Genomic DNA, 11,410 nt, shown 5'->3' with positions numbered 1-11,410 from the left:
AAACGGCAGCCTGGGCAAGATCTTTAGCGGCGCAGCAAGTATTCGTTCAGGCAACGGTCAGGGCCTGTCGTAGCGTCGCGCCGCCAATGATGCGAGCCAGCTTGTCAGCATACATCGGATCGGTCGCGTAGCCCGCTTGCTGCAATGAGCGCGCAAACTGCACGGCATTCTGCTGACCGATGACCCCTGCGAAGCGCGGTTTGCTGCTCAGCAGTTGCGCATAGTCGCGAAACGCTTCGGCATAGGAGCCATAGACTCGAAACTTCGCCCGCTCGCTCTGCGCCACGCCATTGACGAACTCGGTGGTCTGCACCTCGGTCGTTGGTCCAGACCAGCCACGCCCGGCCTTGATACCGAAGATGTTGAAGCTCGGCGAACCGTCCGCCCTCCTGATTTCGCGCTTGCCCCAGCCACTTTCGAGTGCCGAATGGGCAACCAGAAAATGCGGTGGCACGCCGGTAAGCGCCGCCGCTTCGACGGCGTGCGGCCAGACCCGGTCGACGAAGGCACGGGCTCCGGTCGAGGCGCCCGCGGCACCACCGACCACACCGTTTGCCGCCGCCTTACCGGCCACTGGCTCGGCCGAGTTGCTCGGGCTGACTGGCCGTGCCGGAACCGTGGGCGGCGTCGCATGGCGCGACAGCAGGGACTGCTGCAACGCGTCCAGTGGCGACGGCACAGCGATATCGGCCTGCGCAACATTGGCTTGGCGGGCCAACTGCCGCTCAATCATCGCGGCAAAGCCGAGCGGAGCCTGCGACGCCAGGTTCTGCGCCAGTTGCTGATCACCGATGCTGGTGAAGAAGCGGCTCTGCTCGCTGTCCAGCAGGCCGTTGCTCTGCGTCGCGTCACGCATGCTTTTCAACATCAGGTGCAGGAGCATCCCTTCGAACTGCTGCGCCGCCTGTTTAAGCCCGGCTTGCGGATCCTGTCGGAGCTTCGTACGCAGGTCTGCGGCCGCGGCCTGGTCGAGAATCAGGCGATTAGTGATGGCGTCAGTGGATTTCATGGACGGGGATCCCGGTGTGAGCCGAGCGGCCGCTCAAATGATCTCGAGCTCGGCGCGTAGCGCGCCCGCGGCCTTCATCGACTGCAGAATGGAGAGCAAATCCTGCGGCCCGGCACCCAGCGCATTGATCGCCTTCACCACGTCGGAAAGTTTGACGCCGGCCTTCAACTGCATCAGCGAACCGCCACCCTGTTTGACATCGATCTCGCTCTGCGTCGTGGTCACCGTCTGCCCACCCGCCAAGGCGTTGGGCTGACTGACTTTCTGCTCGGTATTGACGACCACGGAAAGACTGCCATGAGCCACCGCACACGACTCGATGGTGACCATCTGGTTCATCACCACCGAGCCGCTGCGCGGGTTAATGATCACTTTAGCGACGCTTTTCGCCGGGCGAACCTCCAGATTCTCCAGCCGTCCGAGAAAGGCCACCCGGCCGTCGGCCTCCTCGGGCGCGGCGACGCGAATCACCCGTCCGTCGAGCGCCTGCGCGGTCCCCGGACCGATTTCCCGGTTGATCGCTTCGACCACGCGCTGCGTCGTCCCGAAGTCGGTGGTCGCCATCTCATAGTGGATGAACGGACCTTGACCCAGCGCTGTCGGCACCTCCCGCTCGACCGTCGCGCCACCGACGACACGACCGGCGGACAAATGGTTGATCGCCACCTTGCTGCCGCCAGCCGCCGCGCCAGCCCCACCGACCAGCAGATTACCCTGTGCCTGCGCGTAGATCTGGCCGTCGGCGCCCTTCAGCGGCGTCATCACGAGGGTGCCGCCGCGCAGGCTCTTGGCGTTGCCCATCGACGATACCGTGACGTCGATCTGCTGCCCGATTCTGGCGAAGGGAGGCAATACCGCGGTCACCATCACCGCCGCCACGTTCTTGAGCTGAAGCGACTGAGTGGTCGCCAAAGTGGTGCCGAGCTGGGCCAGCATATTGATGATGCTCTGTTGAGTAAAGGGCGTCTGCGTGGTCTGGTCACCGGTCCCGTCGAGGCCGAAGACGAGTCCGTAACCGACGAGCTGGTTGTTGCGAACTCCCTGCACGGAGGCCAGATCCTTTATCCGTTCGGCCCCCACGGGAGCACTCGACAGCGCGCAGGCCAAGCCGGCAAGCATCGTCGTCAGGCACACCACCCGGCGGAGGCAACCATCGATCGTCCTTGACACGTGCCGCGCTCCTCAAAACGGAAGGAAAGTAAGGAAGAAGCGTGCCAGCCAGCCCATGACCTGGGCTTCGCTGATCGTACCGCTTTCCTTGTATTCGATGCGCGCATCGGCGATCTGCGACGACGCGACCGTGTTGGCCGCATTGATGAAATACGGATTGACGACGCCCGAAAGCCGGATGTATTCCTGTCCATGACCGATCGCCACCTGTTTTTCCCCGGAAACCAGCAGATTGCCATTAGGCAGCACTTCGATCACCGTCACCGCAATCGTGCCAGTGAAAACGTTGTTGGCCGCGGCGTCGCCCTTGCCGTTGGCGACGTTGCTGCTACTCCCCTTCAATTCCATGCCCTGAAACGACTTGCCGGGCAAGCCGATGATCGGTCCCGCCGCGGCGCTGATGCTACCGGTCTTGCTGACCGCGGTATTCGACTTGGTGGCCGCCGAAGTGTTTTCGGTGATACTCACCGTGATCGTGTCGCCGACGTAACGCGCGCGCCGGTCTTCGAACAGCGTTCGGGAGGCGCCTGCCTGATAGATGCTGCCGGTCGACGCCAGACTGGCGGCGAGCGCTTCCGGCCGGTGCTGCGGCCGAGCGGTCATCGGCTGATGAACGTTGGTCGGTGGCACGGTCGTGCAGGCCGCCAAGAGGAGCAGCGAGAACACCAGCAGCCGCCGTTGCGCGAGGGCAGAGAACCGAGTCATGATGGTCACTTACAGCTGCGTCAGACGCGCAAGCATCTGGTCGGAGGTAGACACTACCTTGGAGTTGAGCTCGTAGGCGCGCTGCGTCTGGATCATTAGAACCAATTCCTGCGCCACGTTGACGTTCGACGCCTCGACGTAGTTCTGTACGACGACGCCGGAGCCGTTCGTTCCCGGAGTATTGGGCGTCGGTGTCCCGCTCGAGGCCGTCTCCAGATAGAGATTCTCGCCAATGCTCTGCAGGCCGCCGTTGTTGATGAAAGTCGCCACCTGGACAGTGCCGATCTGCACTGTCGCCGCCGAACCCGACTGCGTGATGCTGACCACGCCGTCCGTGCCGACGGTGATGGTCAGCGCGTTGGCCGGAATCGTGATCGCCGGCTGCAACGGGTAGCCATTGGCGGTGACGATCTGCCCCTGATTGTCCTTCTGGAACGATCCATCGCGCGTGTAGGCGGTCGTCCCGTCGGGCAGTAGTACCTGAAAGAAACCCGCGCCGTCGATCGCCATATCGAGACTGTTGCCGGTTTGCTGCAAAGAACCCTGAGTAAAGATTCTCCCGGTGGACACCGGAGTGGTGCCCAAGCCGATCTGCAAGCCATCCGGGATCTGGGTGGTTTGTGACGACTGGGCGCCCGGCTGGCGCAGGGTCTGATAGAGCAGATCGGCAAAAATTCCGCGCGCCTGCTTGAAGCCGTTGGTGCTGACGTTTGCCAGATTGTTGGCAATGATGTCGATCTGCACCTGCTGGGCGTTGAGACCGGTGCTGGCGGTCCACAGCGAGCGGATCATTGGCTTGTCGTCTCCATCAACGGTTCATCGAGAGAAGCTGGGTCGCCGCCCGGGCGTTGCTGTCGGCGGTCTGCAACATCTTGATCTGCATTTCGAACTGGCGCGCCAGACTGATCATGCGAACCATGGCGTCCACCGAATTGACGTTGCTGCCTTCCAGCGCCTCGGTAACGACTTTGACTGTCTCGTCGGTTTCCGCCGGCACACCACTGGCCGTCCGAAAAAGCCCGTCATCACCGCGCACGAGTTCGCTTTCCGGCGGATTGACCAGTTTGATCCGGCCGACGACGTTGGTGTTGTTGATCGCCCCCGCGCCGACGCGCGGAATGGCCGACACCGTCCCATCGGGCGCCAGCGCGATGTTGTTGTCGGGCGGCAGCGAAATCGGCCCCCCTTCGCCGAGCACGTTGAAGCCGGCACTGGTCTGCAGCACGCCGTTGGCGTCGGTCTTGAGGTTGCCAGCGCGCGTATAGGCTTCGCGACCGTCGGCCCCCTGCACCGCGATCCAGCCCTGGCCCTGAATCGCAATGTCGAGCGGCCGGCCGGTGGTCAGCAACGGGCCCTGTTCGTAGACGTTGGCGACCGAGGCGTCGACGGCAAAGGCGCGCGTCGGCGCGCCGGGACCGAGCACCGGAACGGCGCGGAAGCGATGCTCCATGGCGCGGTAGCCGATCGTCGCGGCGTTGGCCAGATTCTGCGCCACGCCGGCCTGCTGCAGGAAGCTCTGCTTGGCCCCGCTCATGGCGGTGTAGATCAGACGGTCCATGGTGACCCGCGGCTCGATGGGCTCGCTTCAGCGGACTAGCGCAGGTTGACCAGAGTCTGCAGGACTTGGTCCTGCGTCTTGATCGTCTGTGCATTGGCTTGATAGTTGCGCTGCGCGGTAATCATGTCGACCAACTCCTTGGTCAGATCGACGTTCGAATCCTCCACCGCCGCCGACTGAATCACGCCGCGACTTCCCGTACCCGGCGCGCCGACCAGTTCGGGACCGGACACCGACGATGAACTCCACTGGTTGTTGCCGAGATTCAGCAAACCATTCGGATCGGCAAAACTGGCCAGTACCACTTGCCCCAGGTTGCGCGTCTGACCATTGCTGTAGCGGCCCTGGATGATGCCGTCGGTGCCGACGCCCATGCCCGCCAGATTGCCGGCACCGTAACCCCCCTGTGTCAGGCGGTCGACGCTCGATTCGCTGCCGTATTGCGTGCTTCCCGTGAAGTCGAGGGTTCCCGGCGACCACGGCGTCACCGCTCCGCTGGTCAGCGCCCAACTGGGCAGAACCTGTTTGGCCGAGGCGGCGGTCAGCGCGCCCGACGTGTCGAAGACCAGATTTCCACCCGGGAGAATCTGCGGACTCGCGCCGTCGAGGGTCGCCCAGACCGTCCATTCGCCGCCGGCCGGCGGCGTGGGAGTGTTGAGGATGTAGAAGGTCGTCATGTTGTGCGCCACACCAAGTGTGTCGTAGACGGTGACGGCGGTCGAAAAATTGTAGGTGTCCGGGTTGGCGAAATTGAACGGAGAAATCGGCGGCACCGTTTCCCGCGAGTCGAGATTGAGCACCGCCGAGAGGTTTCCCGAAAGCGGGTCGCTGGTCGCCCGCGGAGGAATCTGGTTGGCCGACAACTGAAGTTCGACCGGGCTGGAGGGAGAAATCTCGCCGAGGTCATCGGCCGGATATCCCGTCAGGCGGAGCTTCAGGTCGTTGATCAGGTACCCTTCCTTGTCGATGTGGAACTGACCGTTACGGGTATACGTGATCGTTCCCTGGTCGCTCATGCGGAAAAAACCGCCGCCGTTGAGCGCCAGATCGAGGCCATTATTGGTGGTCGTCAGGTTGCCCTGAGTAAACTGCTGCGCAATCGACGAAACGCCAACGCCGATCCCTACCTGCGATGCGCCGACGATACCCAGCGACGCCGCGAAAACATCCGAAAAATGGGCGTTGGCACCCTTGAAGCCCACCGTACTGGCATTGGCCACGTTATTGCCGATCACGTTCAACGCCGTCGCCGAGGCATTCAGCCCACTCAAACCCTGTTGGAAACTCATGTCTTTCCCCTGCTCTTAGAGAATCGTCTGCACTTTGTCGAACTCCACTCTTCCCAGTTCACCGAGGTCAAGCTGGAAGCGGTTCTTGTCCCTGACCAGAGCAGAAACCGTGCCAATCTGCAGTGTCTCGGCCGGCACCTTCTCTCCGCCACGTGTGGCTTCAACCGAGAAGCGGTACTTGCCGTCCGGCGCCGCCGTGCCAGCATCGGTCTTGCCATCCCACACGAAGTTGAAGCTGCCCGCCTCGTGCGCACCGAGTTTCTGGCTTTGCACCACTCGGCCGGCGGCATCGAGAATCGTCAGCTTCACGCTGTCGGCCGGCTCGCTCAGGCTGACACCGCCATTCGCCACGCCGCCGGCCAGCGAAAGCTGAGAACCGGGCACCAGGACATTTTTGCCGATCAGACCGGCAGCCTGCATCGCCTGACCATCGGCGTAGGTACCGAGCAGGGTTTCTAGCGTCGCGTTGAGCCGCTCGATGCCCGTCACGGTATTGATCTGGGAAATCTGGCTCGTCACGGCAGCATTGTCGAGCGGATTGAGGGGATCCTGGTTCTTGAGTTGCGTCACCAGAAGAGTCAGAAAGCGATTCTGTACAGCCTCGCTCGCGGACGCCGATTCAGCGGCTCCGGATCTCGACTGGGCATTGAGGGTGGCGAAGATGTCGCTTGCCGAAGTGCTTGGTGCTACGGTTGCCATGCTTCTCTCCTTGAATTCTGCCTGCCTACTGGCCGATCGTCAGTGTCTTGAGCAGTAGTTGCTTGGCCGTGTTCATCACCTCGACGTTGGTCTGGTAGGAACGCGCCGCCGAGATCATGTTGGTCATTTCCTCGACCACGCTGACGTTGGGCATCGTCACATAACCTCTCTCGTCCGCCGCCGGGCTGCGCGGATCATAGACCATCCGGCCTGGGCTGCTGTCCTCGACCACCTGCTTGACCCGCACCCCTTGCGCGGCCGGGCTGCCCATGGGCGTGGCCGCAAAAACGACCTGTTTGGCGCGATACGGCTTGCCGTCGGAGCCGACGACGCTGTCGGCATTGGCCAGGTTGCTGGCCACCGCGTTGAGGCGCATCGCCTGGGCCGTCAAGGCGCTGCCAGCCACCTGTAAAGTATTGAGAATACTCATGGATTCTAACCCTGAACGGCGGTCAGCAAGGTCTTGATCTGGCCGCTGAGGAAGGTCATTCCGGCCTCGTAGTACATCGCGTTCTCGGAAAACTGCGCCCGCTCGACATCCATGTCGACGGTGTTGCCGTCAGCGCCAGCTTGCGTCGGCTGGCGATACAGCAAGGACGCCAAACCCGATTCCGCGTTTCCCGACAGGTGGTGAGGAGAGGTCGTCGTCAAAGCTAGAGTGCCGTCGCCCCGACCATCGACCGCTTTGGCCAGCGCGGCGGAAAAATCGAAATCGCGCGCCTTGAAATTGGGCGTATCGGCGTTCGCGATGTTGCCCGCCAACACCTGCTGCCGATTGGCACGCAGTGTCAACGCCTGGTGTTGAAACGAAAGTGCGCTGTCGAGCTTGCTAACCACGGGAAACCTCATTGACCAGATCGATGATGACATCCCAAGCAATAGGCATGCCACGGCTTGGTGGCGGCAGCCCGGACGAGTTCGGCGAAGGCGTGCCGGGAGGCCGGGCCGCGATTTGCCGGTTTGCCGGCAAATCTTGCCGGGTAATGCGACAGCCCCCCGAATCGCCTACGACTCACAGCGCTGGCGCCTGACAGACGGCCTTCGCGAGGGGGCAACAATCAGGCAGAATGGCGGGATGTCTCTTCACAGCCCAATTGACCGCCTGGGACAGCCTCTGCGACGCTACCTCTGCGCACTGCTGCTCATCATCGCGACCCACAATGCTGGTGCCGAACCTACGCTGACGGCTGCTCTGGACGACTACCTCCGTCTCCAGATCCAGGGCTTGCCCGGCCAGGTCAGCTACACTGTCGGCCAACTCGACCAACATGCACAAAAGGCGCCGTGCAGCGCCTTCGAGCCATTTCTGCCGACCGGCGGCCGCCTGTGGGGGAAAACGACCGTCGGTGTCCGCTGTCTCGGGCCGACGCCATGGACTGTGTACGTCCCGGTGCAGATCCGGATCACCGGCACCTACCTGCTGACGGCACGGCAATTGGCACCCGGCCAAATCGTCGGTGCGGCCGACCTGCGCGCGCAAAGTGGCGATCTCGGAGCGCTGCCCAGCAGCGTGCTGACCGACCCGGCACAGGCCATAGGTAAGACGGTCAAGAACGGCATTGCAGCAGGTCAGCCACTGCGCGGTGACTTGCTGATTGCCGCATGGGCGGTACAGCAAGGCCAGAGCGTCAAGCTGCTATCCACCGGCGCCGGCTTTGCGGTCAGCAACGAGGGGAAGGCGTTGAACAACGCCGTCGAAGGCCAGGTTACCCAGGTCCGGACGGCCAGCGGACAAGTGGTCAGCGGCGTCGCCCGCGCGTCGGGCATCGTCGAAGTCTCCTATTGACACTGAAACCGCGGCAGCGCAAGAAAAAATGCTAAAGTTCCCGCCTACTTCGCCGATACCGGGATTGAGTACAACCGTTCAAGGGACATCACCGTGAAGATCGAAAGCACCAGCAACACCGCGAGCACCGTCGGTGAAGCGCGCCAGCGCCCGGCAGTGGCCAGACCAACGGCCAGTGCGGCTGCGGAAGTCCACCTCAGTGCGCTGGCCGCGCAACTGCAGGGCACCGGCGACCCGACATCGTTCGATGTTGGTCGCGTTTCAGAGATCAAGCAGGCGATCGCCGAAGGTCGGTTCACGATCAATGCCGAAGCGATCGCCGACCGGCTGATCAGCTCGGCCAGCGAACTGGTGGATTCTCAGCGGCGCGCCTGAAACCCGCTATCCGGATGAGCGCACCAGCAAGCAATTGCTTTCCCACGACCGAAGCCGAAGTGGCGGCGGTCCGACGCTTCCTCAGCCTCCTGGAGAGCGAGCACGGGATGCTGGTCAAGGGTCAAGTCGACCAGTTGGCCGACGTTGTCCGGGAGAAGAGCGAACTGGCCGCTCAGCTCGCCGCCCTCGCCAGTCGGCGTAGCGAGGCACTCGAGGCGGCCGCCTTGACGGCGGATCGCTCCGGCATCGCCGCCTGGTTCGCCGCCCACCCGGCGGAAACACGGGCGCGAGATCTGTGGTCCTCGCTATTGTCGCTCGCCGGCCAGGCACGTGAGTTGAATCGTCAAAATGGCGAACTCATTCAGATTCGCCTGCAGGACAACGCTCTGGCGCTGGAAGCGCTGCTCGGCGCGAACGCCTCACTCAATCTCTACGGCCCGGACGGACAAAGTGCGCCGTCCAGTGGGCGCCGGATCAGCGACAGCGCCTAGCCCAACTAGCGTAGCGGCGGCATGACCGCTTCTCCTGTCGCGTTGGGCAGCTTGGCGGCTTGGGACGATGGTGGGCGAAGAGTTACTTCCGTTCCCTTTTCTGGAATCGCCGAGTCGATCAATATGCTGACCCGGCGATTACGTGCCCGCCCGTCAGCCAGCAGATTGGGCTCCACCGGCCGCGTATCGGCATAGCCGATCGCCGTCAGGCGTTCGGCGGCTATTCCCGCATCGGCGAACAAGCGCAGAACCGTCGTCGCACGCACTGCCGACAGTTCCCAGTTGGACGGAAACTGGGCGTTCTTTATCGGCACGTTGTCGGTATGCCCCTCTATCGTGATCGGGAAATCGGCCGCCACCAGCACCTCGGCAACGGATTGCATGGCCTTGACGAGTGCCGGCTGAAGAACTGCCTGGCCAGGCGAGAACAGTATGCTGTCGTTGATCTCGATGGTCACGCCACGGCTGGTTTCGAGAACGCGAACCTTGCCCTGCGCGATCAGTGGCGCCATCACGTCGAGAATCTCCTTGGCGACGTTGCGCATCTTGTCGCGCTGCTTTTGCCGGGCCACCTCGTTCGCCTTGCTCGCCAAGCTGCTCTTGGTGGCCGCGGCCGGAGTCGGGACGACCATCGGCGTTTGTCCGGAGCTGTTGACCGGCACATTGCGAAACGCACTGACCATCGAACTGCTGAGGATCCGGTACTTGCCCTCGTTCACCGAGGACAAGGCGTACATCACGACGAAGAAGGCGAAGAGAAGGGTAATGAAGTCGGCATACGAAACGAGCCAGCGCTCGTGATTGTCGTGCTCTTCTTCACGCCGTAGACGTGCCATGGCCTAGAAGAGATAGCCGCGCAAACGACTTTCGATGATGCGCGGGTTGTCGCCATTGGCAATGCCGACCAAGCCGTCGACGACCATCTCCCGCTGCACGATGAGCCGATTGATGTGCGTCTTGAGCTTGTTGGCCATCGGCAGGTACACCAGGTTCGCCAAACCAACGCCGTAGATCGTGGCGACGAAGGCGACGGCGATGCCGGCGCCCAGTTTGGATGGGTCGGACAGGTTCTCCATGACCTGAATCAAGCCCATTACGGCGCCAAGTATGCCGATCGTCGGCGAATATCCACCCGCGGCTTCCCAGATTCGGGCCGCGAGTTTCATTTCTTGTTCGAAGGTATTGATCTCGACTTCGAGCACTTCCCGCAGCCTTTCCGGCTCCGCCCCGTCCACCAGAAGCTGCAGGCCCTTGCGAACGAATTCGTCCTTCAGTTCGCCAACCATTGCGTCGAGAGCCAGCAGTCCTTCTCGGCGCGACACTTGGCTCCAGCTCGAAACCTGCTGGATCAACTGCAGATGATTGACCGTTGGGGGATACCATACCCATTTCACCATCCGCATGCCGCGCACGAAAGTGGTATAGGGGCTCTGCAGCATGACCGCACCCAGCGTACCGCCGACGACGATCAGCATCGCCGTCGGCTGGGCCAGCGAGCCTACGTGGCCGCCTTCGAGAAGCTGGCCACCGACGATGGCCAGAAATCCGATCAGCAGGCCAAGCGCGCTGGTTCTATCCATGGCGCGGGGCTTTTGCCGTCTTCGGGCGATCAAGGCCGAAAAGACGGGCGCGCAAGCGCATCACCACCTGGCTGTGCATCTGGCAGACGCGTGATTCGGTGACACCCATGACTTCCCCGATCTCGCGCAGATTGAGATCCTGCTCGTAGTAAAGCGCCATCATCAAGCGCTCGCGCTCGGGCAGGCCGTCGATCGCCTGCACCAACAACTGGCGAAAGCTTTCGTCCTCGAACAGCTTCGAGGGATCAGCGGCCTCGTCGACCAGATGACGTTCGAGAAAGTCTTCTCCGCGCTCGACAACCATGTCCTCCAGATAAACGAGTTGATGGCCCCTGGCCTCCTGCAGCATCTTCTGGTAATCGGTGAGCACCATGCCCAAGGACTCGGCAAGTTCCTTTTCGCTCGGTGCGCGGCCATGTTCCTGCTCCAGTCGAGCAATCGCGGACTCTATTCGCCGGCAATCGCTGCGCAGGCTGCGCGGCAACCAGTCATTCTCGCGCAAACCGTCGAGCATCGCGCCGCGCACCCGCTGCGCCGCGTAGGCCTCGAACTGCGCCCCCATGGCCACCTCGAAACGACCGAGAGCGTCGAGCAGACCCAGCATTCCATTCTGCACCAGATCGTCGAGCTGAACACTCGCCGGCAAGCGAGCCATGAGGTGGCAGGCGATGCGCTTGACCAGCGGTACGAAGTGCTGGACCAGCTGATCCCTATTGAGCTGACCAGCAGCGTTGTACATTCTTATGGG

15 protein-coding genes are annotated in these 11,410 nt (G+C 62.5%); 3 read left to right on the top strand and 12 right to left on the bottom strand.

Annotated elements, in window-relative coordinates; all coding sequences use genetic code 11:
- Positions 1 to 46 precede the first annotated feature (46 nt).
- The 9 genes from flgJ to flgB all read right to left on the bottom strand — a co-directional run bounded on the left by flgJ (position 47) and on the right by flgB (position 7,267).
- On the bottom strand, positions 47 to 1,009 hold the full coding sequence (gene flgJ, locus Q1M07_RS04400; RefSeq protein WP_300451259.1) for a flagellar assembly peptidoglycan hydrolase FlgJ: 963 nt from the start codon (positions 1,007 to 1,009) through the stop codon (positions 47 to 49).
- A 33-nt stretch (positions 1,010 to 1,042) separates the two neighbouring features.
- Entirely contained in the window at positions 1,043 to 2,128 is a 1,086-nt protein-coding gene (locus Q1M07_RS04395) for a flagellar basal body P-ring protein FlgI (protein ID WP_300451472.1), read from the bottom strand.
- A 63-nt stretch (positions 2,129 to 2,191) separates the two neighbouring features.
- Positions 2,192 to 2,884, bottom strand: a complete 693-nt coding sequence (locus Q1M07_RS04390; RefSeq protein ID WP_300451257.1) for a flagellar basal body L-ring protein FlgH — start codon at positions 2,882 to 2,884, stop codon at positions 2,192 to 2,194.
- A 9-nt stretch (positions 2,885 to 2,893) separates the two neighbouring features.
- Positions 2,894 to 3,676 carry a flagellar basal-body rod protein FlgG gene (flgG, locus tag Q1M07_RS04385; RefSeq protein WP_300451256.1) on the bottom strand — a complete coding sequence of 261 codons (783 nt, stop codon included), beginning with the start codon at positions 3,674 to 3,676 and terminating at the stop codon, positions 2,894 to 2,896.
- A gap of 16 nt (positions 3,677 to 3,692) precedes the next feature.
- Complete coding sequence (gene flgF / locus Q1M07_RS04380; protein ID WP_300451254.1) at positions 3,693 to 4,442, bottom strand: flagellar basal-body rod protein FlgF; 750 nt, start codon at positions 4,440 to 4,442, stop codon at positions 3,693 to 3,695.
- 35 nt (positions 4,443 to 4,477) lie between these two features.
- Positions 4,478 to 5,731, bottom strand: a complete 1,254-nt coding sequence (gene flgE / locus Q1M07_RS04375; protein WP_300451251.1) for a flagellar hook protein FlgE — start codon at positions 5,729 to 5,731, stop codon at positions 4,478 to 4,480.
- A gap of 15 nt (positions 5,732 to 5,746) precedes the next feature.
- Positions 5,747 to 6,430, bottom strand: a complete 684-nt coding sequence (locus Q1M07_RS04370; protein ID WP_300451248.1) for a flagellar hook assembly protein FlgD — start codon at positions 6,428 to 6,430, stop codon at positions 5,747 to 5,749.
- Positions 6,431 to 6,455: 25 nt separating this feature from the next.
- Entirely contained in the window at positions 6,456 to 6,860 is a 405-nt protein-coding gene (gene flgC, locus Q1M07_RS04365) for a flagellar basal body rod protein FlgC (protein ID WP_300451245.1), read from the bottom strand.
- A 5-nt stretch (positions 6,861 to 6,865) separates the two neighbouring features.
- Positions 6,866 to 7,267: a flagellar basal body rod protein FlgB gene (gene flgB / locus Q1M07_RS04360; protein ID WP_300451242.1), complete on the bottom strand. Its 402-nt coding sequence runs from the start codon at positions 7,265 to 7,267 to the stop codon at positions 6,866 to 6,868.
- Positions 7,268 to 7,505: 238 nt separating this feature from the next.
- On the opposite strand from flgB, the gene flgA reads away from it, so the two are divergent.
- The 3 genes from flgA (at position 7,506) to Q1M07_RS04345 (ending at position 9,082) form a co-directional block, all read left to right on the top strand.
- On the top strand, positions 7,506 to 8,216 hold the full coding sequence (gene flgA, locus Q1M07_RS04355; protein WP_300451239.1) for a flagellar basal body P-ring formation chaperone FlgA: 711 nt from the start codon (positions 7,506 to 7,508) through the stop codon (positions 8,214 to 8,216).
- A gap of 93 nt (positions 8,217 to 8,309) precedes the next feature.
- Positions 8,310 to 8,591, top strand: a complete 282-nt coding sequence (gene flgM / locus Q1M07_RS04350) for a flagellar biosynthesis anti-sigma factor FlgM (RefSeq protein WP_300451236.1) — start codon at positions 8,310 to 8,312, stop codon at positions 8,589 to 8,591.
- Positions 8,592 to 8,605: 14 nt separating this feature from the next.
- Positions 8,606 to 9,082, top strand: a complete 477-nt coding sequence (locus Q1M07_RS04345; RefSeq protein ID WP_300451233.1) for a flagellar protein FlgN — start codon at positions 8,606 to 8,608, stop codon at positions 9,080 to 9,082.
- 5 nt (positions 9,083 to 9,087) lie between these two features.
- On the opposite strand, the gene motD is transcribed toward Q1M07_RS04345, so the two are convergent.
- The 3 genes from motD to Q1M07_RS04330 are packed head-to-tail and all read right to left on the bottom strand — an operon-like array spanning position 9,088 to position 11,401.
- The gene (gene motD / locus Q1M07_RS04340; protein ID WP_300451230.1) at positions 9,088 to 9,918 is read right to left on the bottom strand and encodes a flagellar motor protein MotD; all 831 of its coding nucleotides are present in this window, start codon (positions 9,916 to 9,918) and stop codon (positions 9,088 to 9,090) included.
- Positions 9,919 to 9,921: 3 nt separating this feature from the next.
- Positions 9,922 to 10,662: a flagellar motor protein gene (locus Q1M07_RS04335; RefSeq protein WP_300451229.1), complete on the bottom strand. Its 741-nt coding sequence runs from the start codon at positions 10,660 to 10,662 to the stop codon at positions 9,922 to 9,924.
- Positions 10,655 to 11,401: an RNA polymerase sigma factor FliA gene (locus Q1M07_RS04330; protein ID WP_300451226.1), complete on the bottom strand. Its 747-nt coding sequence runs from the start codon at positions 11,399 to 11,401 to the stop codon at positions 10,655 to 10,657. Before Q1M07_RS04330 ends, Q1M07_RS04335 begins: the two co-directional genes overlap by 8 nt.
- Positions 11,402 to 11,410 lie beyond the last annotated feature (9 nt).

Origin of the sequence: Accumulibacter sp. (assembly GCF_029255285.1) — a bacterium.
GTDB lineage: Bacteria > Pseudomonadota > Gammaproteobacteria > Burkholderiales > Rhodocyclaceae > Accumulibacter.
The sequence above is the reverse complement of the archived record's forward strand: the minus strand, read 5'-3'. Positions and strand labels throughout refer to the sequence as shown.